Here is an 18,883-nt window from a genome sequence, read left to right as displayed (position 1 = left end):
TGTTTGATAGAAGTTTATACCTTTCAGGTCACAGTTCGTTTTCCATGCCGTGATAACGTGAGTCGGAGGTGTTCGTGTTCGGGGACCATTGGAGCTCTGGCGAGTGTCGTCTTGCCTTTTCTGAACGACCGACCGGTGGTGTCTGACGGAAACGTAACGTAAAGTTTTTTGCGGAGTGAGGAGTTCCGCCGGTCAGTGATAGAAAAAGCCAGACGACCGACAGAAGCGACCGGGTCCCCGAACACGAACACTGAAGACGAATAAGTAACGACAGAATAATTCTACTTTTAAATTAGTTTATTCGATCCTTACATTTAGCTCCACCTTTCCCGGTGGCATGCAGATATAATCATTGCAACATTGATACTCCACCGTGCAGTGAACCTCTCCTTTGCCTTTTCCTTTGATTTCCTGACGGAAAACAACTTCTCCTTCATAATACCTGGTTCCCGCCTCATTCAGCTTTTTACTGACAGGCCACAGCAATTTTTCTGCTTCTCCCCATCCTTCCGGAAAAGTAAACTGCAAAGCAGTCGGCATATACGGATCTGTAGACGCCACCCGGGCATACGTATGATACCCCGGATGAATATTCATCTTTACCACGACCCACTTATTACCGTTTTCCGCCTCTTCGGTTTTCATTTCCACATATACCGGATTTTTATCACTGGTCAGGGCAGCTTCTGTTTCCGGAACTCTTCGTTTCTCTCCCCGGTAATCTTCACCCGGAATCTTTTGTCCCCTCATCCGATAATCATTTCCCGGCACACTCAAATCCCTCGTATTTACCATAAAAAACCAACCGCCGGATTCGGTAAAAAATATCCGGTCTTTATTGGTTTCGTACCAATCGCGCCATTCCTGCGGTGTAGCGAAACGACACAGCGTATAACGGGTAAGTACCCGTTTGGCCTTATCCACTTCCTCTCCCCGTTCCCAACAACCGATAGCCTTGTCCAACAAACGGATATCATTATTGGGAATCCCCCAGCTTTTCACATCTTCATCTACCATCCAATAAATCACCTTATCGCCACCGTAAAAATAATCCCGGTTGTCATCGAAATAATCCTTGTAAGCCTGTTCATTGTCCCCGAACTTTTCAAACAAAACAGGTTCACGGGATTTCAGCCATTCTGCATAACTCTGTAGTTTTACGGTACTCCTTAAAGCTGCTTTTTCTTCACTTGTCAGCTTCTCCCCTTTGGCCTGCTTCGCCAGAGCCACTTTTTTGATTTCTTCCGTTTTTTCTATATACTGTTTCTCCACGACCATTCTTTCCTGCCATCTTTTATAGGAAATAAAATCTTTCTGCTGTACGGCATATTCACGGGTGGCTATATCACTTTTATATCTCCGGGCGATAGGTGTCTGGCCCGCGAATTTTGAAATATATGCCACGGCATTGGCAAAAACAGTCTGTGCTTCATCCGTCATATTCTCCGGGGAGGCAGAAAATCCCCAAAAGAAGAAATTACCATGCCTTCCCATCGCTACGGCATCGATATCTTTAGCACTGACACCCCCTGAGATGTATTCGGCATCCGGCGAATCCGCAAATCCCCAGGGTCTGGCGATCATTCCGGGGCGGAAACCTTCTTCAGTTTTATATCCTTTTGTCTGTACCCGCCACATTTCCAGCGAATCCGGCAAAGGTTGCCCGTCAGTCCGTACAAAACGGAATGCCTCCGAAGGAGTCGGTTTTAGTTCCACTGAAATATTCACCTCAAAAGGTTCGTGAAAAATAGGATGTTCTTTATTAAAATGATGCGCATCTGCATCCAGACACAAACAATACCAATCTGTTTTTACACCGATCCGTGTCCCAACGATATCGCCTGCTTCAGCGATAAATACCATCGGACGGTCGAAATCCTCCGGCAAATAAGCAGGATTCCGCCTACTGATAACCATCCCTTCTTCATTCACTATTTCCTGAGCAGGTTGCAATTCACGTGGGGTGCCATCCATGATAGTCACATCATAACGGTCCGACATTTCCGGGAGATAATCCCGGGCACTGACCACCTCTACATTTCTGAAATACCGTCTCAGTAATTTTTCGAATGCAGCCGTACGTTTGCGGACACTTTTTTCCAAAACAGCAGGTTCCGGGTTATGAATCATGGTTTCTATTTCGGGAGAACCTCCTACATACAATACACTCAAATCACTTTTTACCTGTTTACCGCATACCTCTGCCGTCAGCAACAAGAAAGCGATACAATATCCTATTATTCTTTTCATTTTTTTCAAATTATGATAAATTTTAGTTTCCGACTTTTTTCAATACTCATTCTGTACCAGTTTCTTATTCAAACTGATCTCTTCCGATGGGATCAGACACATCGTTCTCCGTGAAGTCTGCGGATCGATTTCGTTATACTGCCGGGCCGTGTAGGAACTATATGCCACAGAAACCTCTTTCCTTTCCATTTTTCTACCATTCCGTACATAATCATAATAGGTCTGAGCCTCAAAAGCCAGTTCTCTCCGGCGTTCGTCAAAAATTTCATCGAATAGTTCCATCCCCGATATTCCGCTCAACGGCGACAATCCTGCACGCTGACGAATGTAGTTCAAATCCGCCAGGGCCTTACCGCTTTCCCCCAACTTCATATACGCTTCCGCCCGGTTTAAAATCACTTCCCCGGCCCGGATAAACACAACCGGACAGGCAAAGCTGTAGTAACCGGAAAATGCCTCATACTTTCCGCCATTATATTTTTTAGTGTTATACCGACCGTTAAAGCGACCGGAAGGTTCTGTAAAATACGTCCAGCGCAAATCTTTTTCCTGATCCATAATTTCCTCATAATCCCGCGAAATGACACAGTTGTAACCGGAAGTACTTGCAGAAGATTCATAACCGTACCACGAATAATAATTATGCACCAGATTGTGGATTCTGCTGGGAAAATTAGCCGGAGTAAAAGCGAATAAAATCTCTTTATTGGTTTTGGGATTATCGTACAAGTCTTTTAACTCCTCCCCTTGCAGCACCTCTACGACATCATTTTTCATACTAAAGGTCGAATCGGCATAACGGACGGCCATTCGGTTATAGTCCTCGACTGGACTCTCAGGCATTCCTCCCATATAGAGGTAGATTCTCGACAACATGCCGAAAGAAGCCGCCTTATTGGCAAACGTACGATCGGAACGCTCGTCGGGCAGACAAGCGGCAGCAGTTTTAAAATCTGCAATCGCCTGCTCGAAACATTCCCTGACACTACTCCGCTCCAAAGCCTGGGCAGTCGCTTCCACATCCAGCGGGATCCCTAAATTCTTGTCCGGTTGATCCCAAAAAGAACGACCGAATACATTGGTTGCATTAAAAATCAGCAATCCCCGTAAGAAAGCATTTTCTCCTTTCAACCGGACTAAATTCAATTTTTCATCCGGATTCACAGTATTCGCATACAGTTTATCGATAGCGACGATGTTACGGGAAGCCCCTAAAATCAATTGATGGCTCTTCGCCCACACCGACCAAGCATAGGACTGTGATTTCTGATCGCTATTCAGAAAGAAATGCGCATCCGGTCCCCGTAAGTAATCCGTAGACCAAGACAGAAAGGCATCGTTGAAAATCACATTATTGGCCCTGAACTCACCCAAAACATGATAGGCCACATGGTACAAAGAGACTTCGGTATATCCTCCGGCAGCACTCTGAAACTGACCGTATAATCCCGATGTGGCATTCACTATATTATTGAAACTACTCAGGTAGTTATCCGCCTCTGCCATATTATGGGGGCGCATTTCGTCCAAACGTCCGTTACAAGCGGACAGAAACAAAATTCCTATCAGTAAATATTTGACTTTCATAACTCTAATCCCTTATTTAAAATGTAACATTCAAACCAAAGATAAAACGTCTCGGAGCAGCCCAGCCCGCCACATTCTCGGGATCATTGCCTATAAACCGGCTGGAAGTAAAGGTGTGTACATTGTCACAACTGAAACTCAATGCAGCCGACTGTAAATGCAACATCTCCATCCAGGCCTGCGGGAAACGATAAGACAGCCGGATATTCGAAATCCGGAAATGACTGGCATCCGAATAACAGAAAGAAGTCTCGGTACCTAAATCCAACATATAAGCAGGATCTGCATTCATCATCGGGATATCGGCCTTATCTCCGGCTTTTTCCCAGATTTTCCATCCGGAAGGTAATTTATGCAGGTTATTTCTCATCCACCTCGTACCGGAAGTATACTCGGCCAAAACATCATTATACACCTTGTATTTCAGATTATAAGTAGTATGTACATACAGTTCCCAATTCTTATAAGTAAGTGTGTTCGTAAAACCACCCCAATAGGGTGCACGGCTCAAACCGACATTCACATAACTCAGTTCCCCGTTTCCATTCGTAGCCTCCTGCATCGTATTTACAATAGTCCTCGTTCCGTCTTCGTCTATCCGTTCATATTGTGCCGCCCCCGTCTGCGGATCGACACCGGTTATTCTTACTTTTTTCAACTCATCGATATTGTCCCCTTCATAAAAGGTCTTATAACCGTTTCTTGCCAACTTTCCCTGATCGAGTTTGGTCAATTTATTGTCGTTATAACTGAAAGTGAAGGTAGTAAACCAATTGAAGTCCTTGCTTTTCAATGTATGGGTATTCAAAACGAATTCAAGTCCCCTGTTTTCCATCTCCCCGACATTCTGATATTGCTGGCCTACCCCGGCATACGCCGGTAAGGTAACCCCCATAATCAAATCACTGTTCCTGCGTTTATACCAGTCCGCCGATAAAGTAATCCGGTTTTTCAGGAAGCCCATATCTACCCCGAGATTCAAATTATAAGCAGTCTCCCACGACAGCTGATCATTTCCCTGCTGGTTCAGCTGTGCTCCGTAGACCGACTGGTAACAGGGATGATTTCTGTAATAATCGAATGTCGTATTACCGGTGGAATATAAAGTATAATTCAGGTAATCCATGCCGGCTTCCTTTCCTGACGTACCGTAACTAAATCTGAACTTCAGGTTGGAAAACACAGGCTGTTCCCTCATAAACCTTTCGCGGGAAGCCAGCCAGGAGGCACTCACCGAATAAAACGTCCCGTAACGGTTATCTTTTCCGAAATTAGTCGAACCGTCGGTACGGAAGGATACGGAAGCCATATATTTTCCACTGTAATTGTAATTTATTTCCGAAAATACCGAAAAACTACCCGCATCACTCTCTGTCCCCGTCGGCACCACTCCGGCATCGTTCTTTCTCCCTTGTTTGGCAAATCCTCCGACATTCCGTTCCCCCGCAATCAGCTGGTCATACATTTCCACATGGGAGGTGCGGCTGTGGCGTTCATACCACTCCTGGCCCAGCAAACCACCCAGACTATGTTCTCCGAAACGATGTTGCAAACGCAATATATTGGAGGTCAAAAAACTCCAGCTTCGTCCGTCATCCACTTTCAGCGTACCGTTACTCACATTATTACTGCTATGATTACCGCTATAAGTCCGGCTATCCAGATATTCATTGGCATTCGTATTGATTAAAGTAAAGGTATTGGTGGAACTCAAAGTCAGCCATGAAAAAGGCTTCAATATCCCTGAAAAGGAACCGAACAAATTATTCCGTAATTCTGTCAGGTCATTGTATGCATTGTCCCGCAGAGGATTCACCAAAGCTTCGGCACTCATCACCATGTCACTCCACGCCTCCATATTGTATTTTAAAGTCCCGTCTTCATTATAAGGCGATATCCAGGGATGAATACTCTCCATAGTAACCAAACCGGTATAAGGGCTCACACTTTTCTGAAACGTACCGTTCATGTTTACCCCGAAGCTCAGAAATTCGGTGATATCGAAATCCATCCTTGCCTTAAACAGATGACGGGTCAAGTCGTAGCCCACTTGAGTCCCCTTCTCATCGTAATAATTGTAGGAAAAATAATATTGCATTTTATCTCCTCCGCCACGGATACTCATGGCCACATCTTTACTCAATCCGGTTCGGTAAGCCAAATCGCGCCAATCGGTTGTCTTCGTCAGATCGAAATTATTCCGTAGCACTCCCAGCGTATCCTGTACAAAAGTTTCCCGGTCTGCATACATCTCCCTCAAATTCTCGTTGGTATCCCACCAATTCCGTAATGTCATTTCCCCGAATTCCAACAATTCGGATGAATTCATATACTTCAGCCCGCCGAAAACAGGAGTACTGATTCCCATTTTCACATCCAGTGAAACGGTCATTTTATCCTTTATCCCTTTCCGGGTCGTCACCACGATCACGCCCGTCGCAGCCCTCGAACCGTAAATAGCCGTAGAAGCTGCATCTTTCAATACCGTAATATCCGCGATATCCGAAGGCGAAACGACCCCACTGATACTGGTATAATCCGTAATCACCCCATCGATCACAATCAAAGGAGTCGAACTGCTGCCACTACCGTCATCATTCCCGTAAAACGTTCCCAGGCCTCTCAGCAACAAAGCCCCGTCCTTTCCCGGCGTCCCGTCACTACCCGTAATCTGTAAACCGGTTGTATGGCCTTTCAAGGCATTCATCAGATTTCCGCCGGTCGCCGACTGTACGATATCCTTCCCCCGGAATTGCTGTACCGCCCCGGTCATTTCACTCACTTTACGGGTAGAATAACCGGTTACAATCACTTCTTCCATTTCGGCAATCTCTTCTTTTAATATCACATCCAACACTTTCTGATCCCGGACAACCCTTTCCTGCTCCTGCATACCTACGAATGAAAAAAGGATGCGAATCTCTTTATCTGCAGGAAGTTCCAAACGATAACCACCGTTCTGGTCCGTCGCCACCCCCAGGGTCGTTCCTTTTATCCTGACCGTAACCCCGGGCAAGGGCCTTCCTCCGCTATCCTTCACCGTCCCTTGCAGCACCCGAACATGCCGAGGAATTTCAGGCGCATACACAGCCGCCCCTTTACGGATGACCACCACCTGGTCGACTATTTCATAATCGTATCCCCTGGATTTGAGCAAAGCATCCAAAACCTGCTCTGCCGTTGCTTCTTTCAATTCCAAAGTCACCTTTTCACCGGTATTTAAAACACCTTTACGATACACAAATTCATAACCGGTTTGAGTAGTCAGAAAATCCAATACCCTCGTTATTTCCTGACCGGAAAAATCGACGTTCAACTTTTTTAATTGTGAAAAACTATTGGCACTCACCGTATTCACAATACACACCAAAAACAGAATCTTCAAATTCATCACCAACAATTTTTGGGGTAATCTAATCCAACCGGAATTACCCAGATTTCGATTTTTTTTCATAAATTTGTAAGAGATTAAAATTAAACATGGACATCTGCTCCAACGGATGTCTGCATCTAAAAGGGGAATCTGTTTTGGATTCTCCTTTTTATATCTATTCCTTGACAATGACCGTGCGATTCTGAATATGAAATTGCACTTCACCGGTCTTTTCTAAAATATTCAATACCTGCTGTAATTCAGCATACCGGGGTACACTTCCTTTAAAAACCTTGTTTTTCAATGCCGGATTCTGATAGAAAACTGTGATATCGTACCACCGGGCCAGCTTCTGCATAATTTGCTCCAGGGTCTGTTCTTCCAAAATAAATTTCCCCTTTTTCCAACTGATTATTTTATCGACATCGACCTGTTGCCTGATCATCGAGCCGTCACCGGTATCCAACACACACTGCTCACCGGGTAACAAAGTCATATCCCTGCCGGTAGTTGCTACTTTTACTTTTCCATTTACTAAGGTCGTATAGACATGTACCTCGTCTTTGTACCCCGAAACGTTAAATTCCGTACCCAACACTTCGATGACCTGATTGCGGATTTCTACGCGAAAAGGAAGTAACGAATTTTTCTTTACTTGAAAATAAGCTTCCCCTTCCAATACGACTTTTCTCTCTTTTCCCGAAAATTCAACAGGATAACGCAAACGGCTTTCTGCATTCAACCATACCTGAGTCCCATCTGACAAAACCAAATCGAATTCTCCGCCACGGGGAATTTCTATTTCATTATACACCACTTTTCCTGATTTCTCATTTTTTTCCTGCCGGCTATCATAGGATAATTTCCGGTCATCGGTCTTAGAAACCCTGACCTCTCCTTGTGTAATCGTTTGTTGCAAGGTATCTAAATGAATGAGTTCACCGTTTCCCAAATGTAAAACAGCACGAGGCCCTCCTGCCAGAATGGGCCGGTCGACCGGAGGTTGCCGAAGCGAAGACTGCCGGTGAACCAACCAGAAGCTCCCCAACAAAATAAGGAATAGAGCTGCCACTCCACCGATCTGCCGCAGACGAAGGATTTGCCTGCGACGGGTAAAGCCGGCAATTTGTCTCTGCATATGCTGTAAAGGCTGCCGGGTATCGATACCGGACAACCGGGCAACAGATTCCGATAAATAGCGGGTATCCTGCAATTTTTGGTACAGGGTCTCATGTTCAGCAGATTGCCGGCGCCACTCCTCCAACACTTCATTTTCTTCCTCCGAAAGCGTTCCAAACCTTTCTTTCCCGATCAATTCGGAGATCTGAAAGACAGTATGTTCCAATTTTTCCATTTTAGCTCCTTCCTTAAAACATCCCTATAACGCAATCGATCTAAAATGGGGTAAAAAAAGACAATTTTTTTTGAATTTTTTTTATAAGGTAGCTAAAAATATCCGAAAGTGACTGATTCAGGCTATCGGTATTTCTTTCTCCCTATTTCTTTTATTTTTTTCCAAAACGGTGAAAGGCTTCTCAAACAATCTTCCACCCGGATGCCATACGCTTCAACAATTTCTCCAAGTTCTTTCTGATGAATAAAAAGGGCTGTGACCCACTGACGCTGATCGGCAGGAAGCCGGCTTATTTCTTTAAGAATGGCACTCCCCACTTGTTCTATCTCCGCTCTGAGTGAACGGTTATCGATAGAATCTTTTCTGTTATACAGAGCTCCGGCAGTTTGGAGCCAGACGACAGTCATATATTGAGAGAGCAACGAATCCTGCTCATTTTCAGTACTCATCAGCTTGCCGAACCGGACAGGAGTATACCATTTGTATCGCATTTTCAATTCATTCTGGATGGCCCAATGAATCGAACTTGCAAGGTATACACTGCTATATTTTTCCAATTGTTCGGGGTTTTTTTTTCCTGTTAAAACTTGCACAGCGATTATTCCGACCGACAACAATTCTTCGTAATCGATAAAATTCTGTTTACGGTCGATAAGATTTTTTTGCTCGGCCTGTGCAATAATCCGAACGATATCGAGATATTTTTTAGGAGGCTCTGAAAAAAGCATACTGGAAGAATCAGAAAAATCCGGATCAAAAGTGATGTTCTTATTATATTCTATTTTCTGTCCAACTATACTGATTGCCTGGCGCAAAAAATTTACAACAGGCATAATATCTCTGTAACATGCTTCAAATGTTTTTCCCTGTTCTTTGGCTATTTCACTCACAAACTTCTGTTCATAAATGAGTTGTCGGGCAAGATCGCGGTGAGAAACAGGGATACTATCGATTGCCTGCAATAAAATACGGCTTGCATTCTCAATTTCAGACCGAAGATTATTCTCTTGAAACAAACCGATATGGTTATATAGTAAAACGATGGTCCGGTATATAGAAAGAAAAAGCATTTGATTTTGATTTAACCACTTATTTTCTTTTTTAATCTCCATTCTTTGATGAGGAATAACCTGTCCATACCATTTGTATCTTATCTGCAATTCATTTTGAATAGCCCATTGGATTGCAGTAGCCAAATAGAAAGCATTGTATTTTTCCAATTGTTCGGGGGTTTTATTTTTTATCATCACCTGAACGGCAATTATTCCGATAGCCAGCAGCTCTTCATATTCAGGCATTTCACAAGCATTAAAGAAACGGGCATGTTCTGTCCGGGCCACTGCCCGAACAATATCGATATAATTATTCAGTCTTTTACTGGAATCCGACAATTGGGTTTGCGGTATTCCATACAACTTTTTATATAAATCAGACCGGCTCCGGTCAAACGCCGGATCCATTTTAACCACCTTATTCCAGGCTTCGGCAGCTTTATCCCGCTGTCCCATCATCAGGTAGATTTCCCCTTTGGAATCGATGTAATTCGGATCGGCAGAATCCCGGGCAATCGCTTTGTCGATATAAACCATAGCTTTTGTAAAATCCTGTTTTACATACTGACCTTTTGCATACATATAAGCCAGCTGGTTATCAGCCTCCAAAATTTCCGCATCGGCAGCCCGAACATAAAAATCATAAGCATTCCGATAATCCCCGGCCCAATAATACAGTAAACCGAGCCGATAAGCTGCAACAGCCCCCCCCTTTTCAAGCGCTTGTCTGAAACAAGCTGCCGCTTCTGCTAAATTACACTCGGCGTATACACTATCAGCTAAAATATGTCCTTTCAGATACCAATAAAAAGCTTTATTATCATCAGGTGTCACTTTATCTTTCAACAGGTCGTCGGCCAAATGATAAATGGCATATCCGGCAAGTCCGATGTTCTTCGAATCCTGAAGCATAAATTCGAAACGTTTATAAATGAAATCATAAAGCCATCCCTGTAATTTCCGGGTATTATCGGGAAGTATCAATAAAGTAGATTCAGGTACAGCCCCCTCAGCTACCATTTCCACATTTTCTCCCACCCGGATAGATTCCAAAGAAAAACAGCCGTAAAAAGCATTTTCACCGATCCCGGTGACACTTTTAGGTAGCGTAACCGACAACAACCACTTATTATTTTTAAATGCATTAGCTCCGATCGATACGAGACGATATTTCTCCCCTTTGTATTTTACAAACTCAGGTAAAACCAATTCTCCCTCAGGATCATTATAGCTAATTATACTTTTAGGCCAAATAGCGACTGTTTTTTCCTGAGCCGACAATATTTTATAATAAATAGGATGTCCGGTCGTCGAGTCTGTAAAATCATAAAAAGAATTCAATCTTTTCTCTGCGTAGCGGCTACTGTCATCAGCAGAGATCAGCGATAAAGCTTGTTCATAACAGCTTCGCGCTTTCTCAAGATACTGAATCTCCTTGACCGAACGGTATTCATACAGATTTCCTAACATAATCAGTCCGGCATAGGATGGAAGTCGGGCAGCCTCGGTAACTTTAGCAAACAAGGTATCCGGATCATTCGAGTTATCCCCTTCCAGACAAAGCCATTGCCCTAATTGGGGTGCAAATTCGCCGGGAAAGGCTTTATTCAGCAGCCGGTAAACTTCTACCAGCTTATGAGTAGTTTCGATACGCTGATCGTTATAGTCCCAACCACCCATTTCATAAAGACCGACTTGCTGACGAAGTTTATCAGCCATCAATAATAAATCCTGCTGAGCCTCGTTTTTCATAGTCTGTCCGGCCTGAATCACCCTTTCACCGGTATTCCATTTATTCAACTGCTCGTTCGTCTGACCGATCAGTTCCAATTCCTCATATAAACGTATTCCCTCATCGATCTTGCCTTCTTCCACCAATTGCAAGGCCCGGCTTATTTTATCGTCCATTTCGTTCCGGTCGATACGGGCAAAGATTTCAACATAGGTATTTATATTACTGAGTTTTTCCTGATAAGATTTTTCCAGTTGTTTCAATTTTTCGGTTAGTTCCAATTCATTGGCAATACTGGTTTCAGCCAGCTTCTTCTGACGCAGATAATCGTCGCGGTACGATTTTTCAATAATCCCGTAAAACTTTTTCTTCAAAGCCCGGAACTCACCTTCCCGGCACATCACCACCACAAAGGGAGTCTTATTATCGGAAATCCTCCATATCTCCAACGCTTCTTTATTAAAAAGGATGTATCCCGGTTTATAAATCTCATTGTACTTTACGGCCTGTCCTGGCTTTAACACGGCAAAATGAAGTTCGAAACGTCCTTGCTCGTCACTGACAGCCGAAGGAGAACCGACCACCTGAAGTTCTACTCCTGGCAAAGGTGTCTTTTCCTCAACCCCATTATATTCTTTGACATATCCGGTCTCTATACATTGCGATTGTGCTATCCGGAATAAGAAAAGCAGAACAAACAGTATGGTTATTGACTGATACTTCATCATAATCGTTCTTTTCATTTAATTTTAACCCGATCAGTACGCTGGAACAATTCTTTTAACTCAAGCCCACCCGCCGGTCCTACGTATTTTTCCGCATGGGATAAGGAGTAAGGTTTTTGGCATCAGGACACTCGTCGACCCGTAAACGGGGAAGATAGCCTTCTTTCTCTATTCGGACAGACTTGGACAAAGTCTGTTCCTGTAAGGGAAAAACTATTTTAAAAATCCCACGGACATCGGTCCTGGTTGTCCGATTATCGACAGTAACAACGGCATCCTGGACAGGCACCCCCTCTTGTTCATCGTAAACTATTCCCTGATAGACACTGAACGTACTGTCACGTTTCAACTCCAATGTCACATAGGTCGTCATTCCCCAGGAAAAATGTCCCTGAAAACGTAAAGTATCGTAATAACCGGCATTAAATTCCAACATATACGGCCGTCCTTTATAATACGGCCGGATATTATCCAGGATTAAAACTGTATCCAAAGAACCGATATACTGTTCTGTACCGTTGAAAATAATTTTTGCATAGGAAGGCAACGGCAATCGGTGAGATAAATCTTTCACGGTGAGCTCTACCCTTGAAGGAATAGCAAAAAAATAAAAGATAATCAGCAAAAAAGATAGCATCGTAGCGACATAACTACGACGTAACCTTTTCTCCCGCTGCCATCTCTGCCACAAACTATCGAAGCGAAGCGACAACATCCGGGCTATAACTTTAATAAAAGCCCGTTCTTTACCGATCTCCTGTACATTGATCCCCAGCAACTCCTTATCCTTGGGTATATTCTTCAATGCCTGGGGGAAACATTCCTCTACAGCAGAACCGGCATGAGGAAGTCCTTCAACAATAAACGGGATGATATTTCCCAAACGTCCTTCGTCGATAAATACCTGAATTTCTTTGTTCACCCATTCCGATCGTGAGGCATGAGGCGAACAGATAACAATAAGGAATTCAGAGCTCTGTAATTGTTTTTCAAGTTCATCGCTTAATATCCCCCCCCCCAAATCTGTCTTGTCCCGGAAGATTGGACGTAAATGCCTGGGCAATGACGGATTTGTCTTCTTTAGTATTGTAGGTAATTTATACCCTTCCAGTTTACGCTGAAGCCATTCCGCCCATTTTTCATCTTCACGCTTATAGCTTATAAAAGCATAATTATCGTAAATTCGTTTATTATCCATCGGTCCTCTTTATTATCCCAGGAAGAAAAAAAGAAATAACCGGGGATCCAATTTTTCCCGTAAAATTTCGAGCGCTTTGGCTTTCGCCTTTTTAACCGTACTATCCGAAACGCCCAATTGTTCGGCAATTTCAATATTTTTCAAACCTTCAATAAAACTTAATTCAAAAATCTGACGTTCTCTATCCGGCAAGCTGTGAATAGCATTGAACAACAACAACTGTGTCTCCTGGTCGATAACCGTATTGGCAAAAAATGCTTCATTTTCCAGCTGGGAAGAATACCGTTCCTGTGCTTTTCCTTTCCGGTAAAGGCTGATGATCTCATTTTTTACAGAAGTGTATAAAAAAGATTTCAATGTATAAAAGAGTCTCTTCTTTTCCAGGCATTAAAAATAGCATTTTGTACGCAATCTTCTGCCAGAAAATCATGCCGGTCACCTGCATTTTTTACAGCATACAACAATAATCCCGGATAAATTCTACGGTAAAACAATTCCAATTGTCCTTTTTTAAAAGCCTGCAACACTTGTAAATCAGTAACTCCCATCCTACTTAATTACAATCTTCATTTTTCACACTTCACGACATATACCTGTCCTGCCTGATACTTTTTTATCATCACCCGATTTCCTTTTTCGATATAATCTCCCAACAAAGAGACGGCATCATACACTTCTCCGCCTACTTCCACTTTCCCGGCAGGCCGCAAATCTGTCACCGCGATCCCCTGTTTGCCGATTTCTTCCCGTACCGACAAATCTACTCCTACATAACCGTCTTCCGGTTTTTGTTCAGCATGCAAGGCAAAAGCCCAACGACGGCTCCCGAATAATTTAGCCCCCAACCACATGCTCATCAACAAGGATACCAAAGAAGCACTCACCACCAGAAACAGGGAACGCACCAACGGACGTACAAAATCACCCAGGAAACGGAAAGAGAAATGATCTATCCCTGCAAAAACCAAGGCCACTATAATCAATACAATTCCGGAAATACCTGCTACACCGAAGCCCGGAATCACAAAAATTTCCAGAAGCAACAAGACGACTCCCACGACAAAAGCAATGATCTCCCAATACCCGGCAAACCCTTCGAGATACAAGGGAGCGAAATAGAGCAGGCAAGCCGTCAGGGCGGCAGCCAAAGGAAAACCGATCCCCGGGGTCTGCAATTCGAAATAGATACCACCGACAATGACCATAATCAACAATCCCTGTATCACGGGATTGATCAGAAAACCGATAATCCGATCGGTGACGGTAGGATGATAGCTCCGTATCGTATAGTTTTCAACCTGTTCTTTTTTCAATACTTCCTCCACACTTTCTGCCATTCCGTCACAAAAACCGTATTTCATGGCTTCCCGGGCAGTGAAAGTCACTACCCGTCCGCTATCGGTAATACCCTGGATATAAATAGACTGATCCACCATGGCTTCGGCGATATGCGGATTCCGCTTCCAACGATAAACCGTATCCCTGCCCTGAACCAACGTATCCCTGCCCTGAGCTTCTGCCGTAGAACGAATCATCGAGCGCATATAGGACTGATATTTATCGGGCATCGCCTCACCCGTTTGATTCACGACCGTAGCCGCCCCGATATTCGCCCCCTCGCGCATATAGATTTTGTCGCAGGCAATAGAAATCAATGCCCCGGCAGAGGCAGCATTATTATCGATAAATACCCATACCGGTTTCCGTGAGTTCAGAATCATACTACGCAAAGAATCGGCATACACGACCATCCCACCGTAAGTATTCATATGAATTAAAATATAATCCGCCTTTTCCTGCCCGGCCAGGTCGAAAGATTTTCGGGCCAGACGCCACACTTCCGGACCGATCTCGTCTTTAATATCCACTTTATAAACGACTTTTTCGGGTTCGGCAGCCCCAAGCGTGTTCAACCAGCAAATCCCCAGCACGAGCAAAACAAGCTTCCTGAACGTATATATCCCTGACATAAGCATCATCGGTATTTTGTAATAGGTAAACAAATATAAGCTTTTTTATCTTATCCAACTCCTTCCATCAAATTTTCTTTTATAAATATAAGATGCAGCCCGGCAAAATCAATCAAACAAATTTGTTGTTTTTGCTCCCGCCTTTGCATATATTTGTAACGTTTCATTATTTCAATCCCGGTTATGAGCAAATTTGTAATCACCTTAGTCGTTTTTTCACTCTATTCGATGAGTTTTGCCTCTACCCCTCCCATACGGCAAGAGCTAGGAAATAACTGGCAATTCAGGCAATACCATATCGGTAAATGGTTACCGGCCGAAGTACCCGGGACAGTACATACCGATCTGATAAACAATGGGATCATCGAAGATCCGTTCTATCGCGACAATGAAAAACACATCCAATGGATCGATAAAGCCGACTGGGAATATGAACTTCGTTTTCAGGTGGACGAACAATTGGCCGGGCAAAAACACAAACAACTCGTATTTCAGGGATTAGACACCTGGTGCGACATCACCCTGAACGGTCAGCCTCTTCTATCTACCAACAATATGTTCAGGACCTGGAAAGCAGATGTCTCCGGCCTGCTTTCCGATAAAGAAAATATACTGCATCTTCGCTTTCGTTCTCCCATCCGGCAAGGTATGAAAGAAATGGAAAAATACGGATTACCCTTGCCGGCTTCCAACGACCAAAGCGAAAACGGAGGAATGGGCCCTAACCGGGTGAGCGTTTTCAGCCGGAAAGCCCCTTATCATTTCGGTTGGGACTGGGGCCCGCGATTAGTCACTTCGGGTATCTGGCGGCCGATTTTCCTGGAAGGCTGGGATGACCTGAATATCGAACAGGTTTTTATCGAACAGCCGCAAGTCACTCCCGTACAAGCCGATTTGAAAGCATCTGTCCGTTTGACGACAGAACATCACGAAAAACTGATCGCAGAAGTAAAATGTGATTCCCGGATATTGGCGAAAAGCGAGGTTGAAACCCAACCGGGAGAAAACCAGTTAACCCTCCCGTTTACCATTAAAAAACCCAGGTTATGGTGGAGTAACGGTTTAGGAAAAGCCAACCTTTATACATTCCGGATCGATTTGAAAAAAGACGGAAAAGTAGTTGCCAGCCGCGAAGTAACCACCGGTCTGCGTTCTCTGAAATTAGTACGCCGGCAAGATACCCAGGGAGAAACTTTCTACTTTGAATTGAACGGAATCCCTGTTTTTGCCAAAGGAGTCAATGCCATTCCCAACGATGTTTTTCTCCCCAGAATCAGTCGTTCGGATTACGAAAAAATGGTGACGGATGCCGCAAATGCCAATATGAATATGATCCGGATCTGGGGTGGAGGTATTTACGAAGACGATTATTTCTATGAACTCTGTGATCGCCACGGCATCATGGTCTGGCAGGATTTTATGTTTGCCTGTGCCATGTATCCCGGCGATCCTGAATTTCTGGAAAATGTAAAACAAGAAGCCGTCGATAACGTTATCCGGCTAAGAAATCATCCCTGTATAGCCCTGTGGTGTGGAAACAACGAAATAGATGCAGCCTGGAGAGGTTGGGGATGGAAAAGAGAATATACCCAGCAACAACAAGAACGGATTTTCAAGGCCTACACCGATGTCTTCCATCGGCTCCTGCCCGAAGTGATTGAAAAATATACCGATGGAGACGATTACTGGCCTTCTTCACCGATGTCGGGACCGGAAATCGGAGACCATGAAATCCGCCCTGCCAACCGGGGGGATAACCACTACTGGGGGGTATGGCACGAAAAGCACAAGTTTGAAGAATACGAAAAAAATATCGGCCGTTTCATCAGTGAACACGGTTTCCAATCCTTCCCTGAATTTGAAACCGTCCGGCAATACACTTTACCGGAAGATTACGACATCGAATCGGAGATCATGTCGGCTCATCAACGCAGTGGAATCGGCAACCTGCGCATCCGGGAATACATGGGCTGGTATTATCAGGTACCGGAAGATTTCGGGCAAATGCTATACATGAGCCAGGTATTGCAAGCCCGGGCCATGCGAATAGCCATGGAAACACATCGGCGGCATATGCCCTATTGTATGGGATCGCTGGTTTGGCAGCTGAACGATTGCTGGCCGGTAGCCAGCTGGTCGACAACCGATTATTACCACAACTGGAAAGCGGCCCAGTATGCGCTACGGGAAGCCTGCAAGCCGGTGATATTAGCTCCCCAGTTAACGGCAGACAGTCTGAAACTCTGGGTGGTAAACGATCTGCCAACTCCTCTCGCAGGAACCTATACCTTAGAGATAAAAGGATTCGACGGAAAACTGCATCAAACCCGGCAAGGTAAATATAAAATCAAAGCCAACAAAGCCGCCCCAATCGCAGCATCGTCAATCGCCGGTTTGCTGCAAGACAATTCACACCGGGAAACCATGGCCGTCATCACCATCCGGCAAGGCAAAAAAATCGTAGACCGCCAAAATGTATATTTTGCTCTACCGAAAGAGTTACTGCTCAGACAACCCGATATTCAGATTCAAATATCCGAAGAGCAAGGCAAAAAATACCTGACAGCCACCACCGACCGTCTGGCCTGTGATGTCATGTTTTACCTCCCCGGAGTAAAAGCGGTTTTTACAGACAACTATAAAGATCTGCTCCCGGGTCACCCCTTCCGTACAGAAATCCGCACACCCCTCTCCAAAGAAGAAATCGAACAGCAAATCCGATGCAGATGGGTTGGAAAATAGCTATTGCTTTATTTAACAGATTTATCGTTCATCCTTTCTACTGCAATAGTACCGGCAATTACCGACAATAATGACACAAAACAACAAGCGGCCAGGCTTAGGGCCGGAATCATAAGAGCCAAAGCGAATACAGTACCTATTCCTGTCACCAAACCGATATTTTTATTCACATAACGGACGCTCTGTCTGACATTAAAACGCTTTCTCTCGATAGCATAATCGATAAAGGCAAAACCGTAAAAATAAGCCGAGGTAAAGAAGATGGCAAAAGGAGCGATTACCCCCACAAGCGGAATAAATGAGCAAAGAAATAATACAAAAGAAATAAACAACTGAAAAATCATATTTCTCAGGGCGATCAGAATTCCCCGAAAAATCTCCCAGGCAAACTGCCTGAAACTAAAGGGAAATTCCCTTCCGGTAAGATGAGCTTCCGTCCGTTCGGACAGCCAGGAATATACCGGCGACATAACGACAAGCACAATATATCCGCCGAAAGCAACGAAAAGGAAGAAATACAGAATCCGCAATACAATCTTAATCAGCACGCTTGTCGTGGTCGTCACCCATTGCAGCCAGGAGATGCCCCCCACCCAGGCAGTAAGCTTAGCCTCGATCAAGCCGTACAGGCTATCTCCCGCTAAAGAAATCAGGATATTTCCCCCAATGAACAATAGCAATAAAATAATGACCGGAAAAAGTAAAAACCACCAGAATTTCCGGCTGAACAAAATTCCGAATGCTTTTCCATAAAGCTGTATCCCTGTAAAGAATCCCATTTTATCAAACTCAATTTAAATTGAAGACAAATGTAAGGAGGAAAAAGCAGATTTTCCGGCTATTTTTTCTATTTTTGTGAGCCAAAATAGTGCAGATTGTCTGATTGAACCAAATTCGTAG

General features: G+C 44.2%; 11 protein-coding genes. 1 reads left to right on the top strand and 10 read right to left on the bottom strand.

Going from position 1 to position 18,883, the window contains the following annotated elements:
- Window positions 1-297: 297 nt before the first annotated feature.
- The 9 genes from WS34_RS07600 to WS34_RS07565 all read right to left on the bottom strand — a co-directional run bounded on the left by WS34_RS07600 (window position 298) and on the right by WS34_RS07565 (window position 15,241).
- Entirely contained in the window at window positions 298-2,250 is a 1,953-nt protein-coding gene (locus WS34_RS07600; RefSeq protein WP_046404082.1) for a protein-disulfide reductase DsbD N-terminal domain-containing protein, read from the bottom strand.
- Window positions 2,251-2,289: 39 nt separating this feature from the next.
- On the bottom strand, window positions 2,290-3,837 hold the full coding sequence (locus tag WS34_RS07595; protein WP_046404079.1) for a RagB/SusD family nutrient uptake outer membrane protein: 1,548 nt from the start codon (window positions 3,835-3,837) through the stop codon (window positions 2,290-2,292).
- Window positions 3,838-3,853: 16 nt separating this feature from the next.
- Window positions 3,854-7,291: a SusC/RagA family TonB-linked outer membrane protein gene (locus tag WS34_RS07590; protein WP_046404077.1), complete on the bottom strand. Its 3,438-nt coding sequence runs from the start codon at window positions 7,289-7,291 to the stop codon at window positions 3,854-3,856.
- A gap of 94 nt (window positions 7,292-7,385) precedes the next feature.
- Window positions 7,386-8,564, bottom strand: coding sequence for a FecR family protein (locus WS34_RS15505; RefSeq protein ID WP_286693671.1), 1,179 nt, complete (start codon window positions 8,562-8,564; stop codon window positions 7,386-7,388).
- 122 nt (window positions 8,565-8,686) lie between these two features.
- A complete protein-coding gene (locus WS34_RS07580) occupies window positions 8,687-12,091 on the bottom strand; it encodes a leucine-rich repeat protein (protein WP_286693670.1) in 3,405 nt (1,134 codons plus the stop codon).
- A 61-nt stretch (window positions 12,092-12,152) separates the two neighbouring features.
- The gene (locus tag WS34_RS07575; protein ID WP_046404075.1) at window positions 12,153-13,271 is read right to left on the bottom strand and encodes a toll/interleukin-1 receptor domain-containing protein; all 1,119 of its coding nucleotides are present in this window, start codon (window positions 13,269-13,271) and stop codon (window positions 12,153-12,155) included.
- Window positions 13,272-13,283: 12 nt separating this feature from the next.
- Complete coding sequence (locus WS34_RS15500; RefSeq protein WP_286693669.1) at window positions 13,284-13,628, bottom strand: RNA polymerase sigma factor; 345 nt, start codon at window positions 13,626-13,628, stop codon at window positions 13,284-13,286.
- A complete protein-coding gene (locus WS34_RS15495) occupies window positions 13,625-13,819 on the bottom strand; it encodes an RNA polymerase sigma factor (protein WP_286693668.1) in 195 nt (64 codons plus the stop codon). Before WS34_RS15495 ends, WS34_RS15500 begins: the two co-directional genes overlap by 4 nt.
- Window positions 13,820-13,837: 18 nt before the next feature.
- Complete coding sequence (locus WS34_RS07565; protein ID WP_013611205.1) at window positions 13,838-15,241, bottom strand: NfeD family protein; 1,404 nt, start codon at window positions 15,239-15,241, stop codon at window positions 13,838-13,840.
- 183 nt (window positions 15,242-15,424) lie between these two features.
- Here WS34_RS07565 and WS34_RS07560 point away from each other — a divergent pair, with 183 nt between their 5' ends.
- Window positions 15,425-17,983, top strand: a complete 2,559-nt coding sequence (locus tag WS34_RS07560; protein ID WP_286693667.1) for a beta-mannosidase — start codon at window positions 15,425-15,427, stop codon at window positions 17,981-17,983.
- Between the two features lie 8 nt (window positions 17,984-17,991).
- Here the strand turns inward: WS34_RS07560 and WS34_RS07555 are convergent, their stop codons facing one another.
- On the bottom strand, window positions 17,992-18,762 hold the full coding sequence (locus tag WS34_RS07555) for an EI24 domain-containing protein (RefSeq protein WP_013611208.1): 771 nt from the start codon (window positions 18,760-18,762) through the stop codon (window positions 17,992-17,994).
- Window positions 18,763-18,883 lie beyond the last annotated feature (121 nt).

The sequence above is a fragment of the Odoribacter sp. N15.MGS-14 genome, assembly GCF_000980245.1.
In the GTDB taxonomy this organism is placed as follows: Bacteria; Bacteroidota; Bacteroidia; order Bacteroidales; family Marinifilaceae; genus Odoribacter; species Odoribacter splanchnicus.
The sequence above is the reverse complement of the archived record's forward strand: the minus strand, read 5'-3'. Positions and strand labels throughout refer to the sequence as shown.

Bases quoted from the DNA above. Each gene is read 5' to 3' on its own strand.
- WS34_RS07600 (WP_046404082.1), bottom strand. From the start codon at position 2,250: ATGAAAAGAATAATAGGATATTGTATCGCTTTCTTGTTGCTGACGGCA.
- WS34_RS07595 (WP_046404079.1), bottom strand. From the start codon at position 3,837: ATGAAAGTCAAATATTTACTGATAGGAATTTTGTTTCTGTCCGCTTGT.
- WS34_RS07590 (WP_046404077.1), bottom strand. From the start codon at position 7,291: ATGAAAAAAAATCGAAATCTGGGTAATTCCGGTTGGATTAGATTACCC.
- WS34_RS15505 (WP_286693671.1), bottom strand. From the start codon at position 8,564: ATGGAAAAATTGGAACATACTGTCTTTCAGATCTCCGAATTGATCGGG.
- WS34_RS07580 (WP_286693670.1), bottom strand. From the start codon at position 12,091: ATGAAAAGAACGATTATGATGAAGTATCAGTCAATAACCATACTGTTT.
- WS34_RS07575 (WP_046404075.1), bottom strand. From the start codon at position 13,271: ATGGATAATAAACGAATTTACGATAATTATGCTTTTATAAGCTATAAG.
- WS34_RS15495 (WP_286693668.1), bottom strand. From the start codon at position 13,819: ATGGGAGTTACTGATTTACAAGTGTTGCAGGCTTTTAAAAAAGGACAA.
- WS34_RS07565 (WP_013611205.1), bottom strand. From the start codon at position 15,241: ATGTCAGGGATATATACGTTCAGGAAGCTTGTTTTGCTCGTGCTGGGG.
- WS34_RS07560 (WP_286693667.1), top strand. From the start codon at position 15,425: ATGAGCAAATTTGTAATCACCTTAGTCGTTTTTTCACTCTATTCGATG.
- WS34_RS07555 (WP_013611208.1), bottom strand. From the start codon at position 18,762: ATGGGATTCTTTACAGGGATACAGCTTTATGGAAAAGCATTCGGAATT.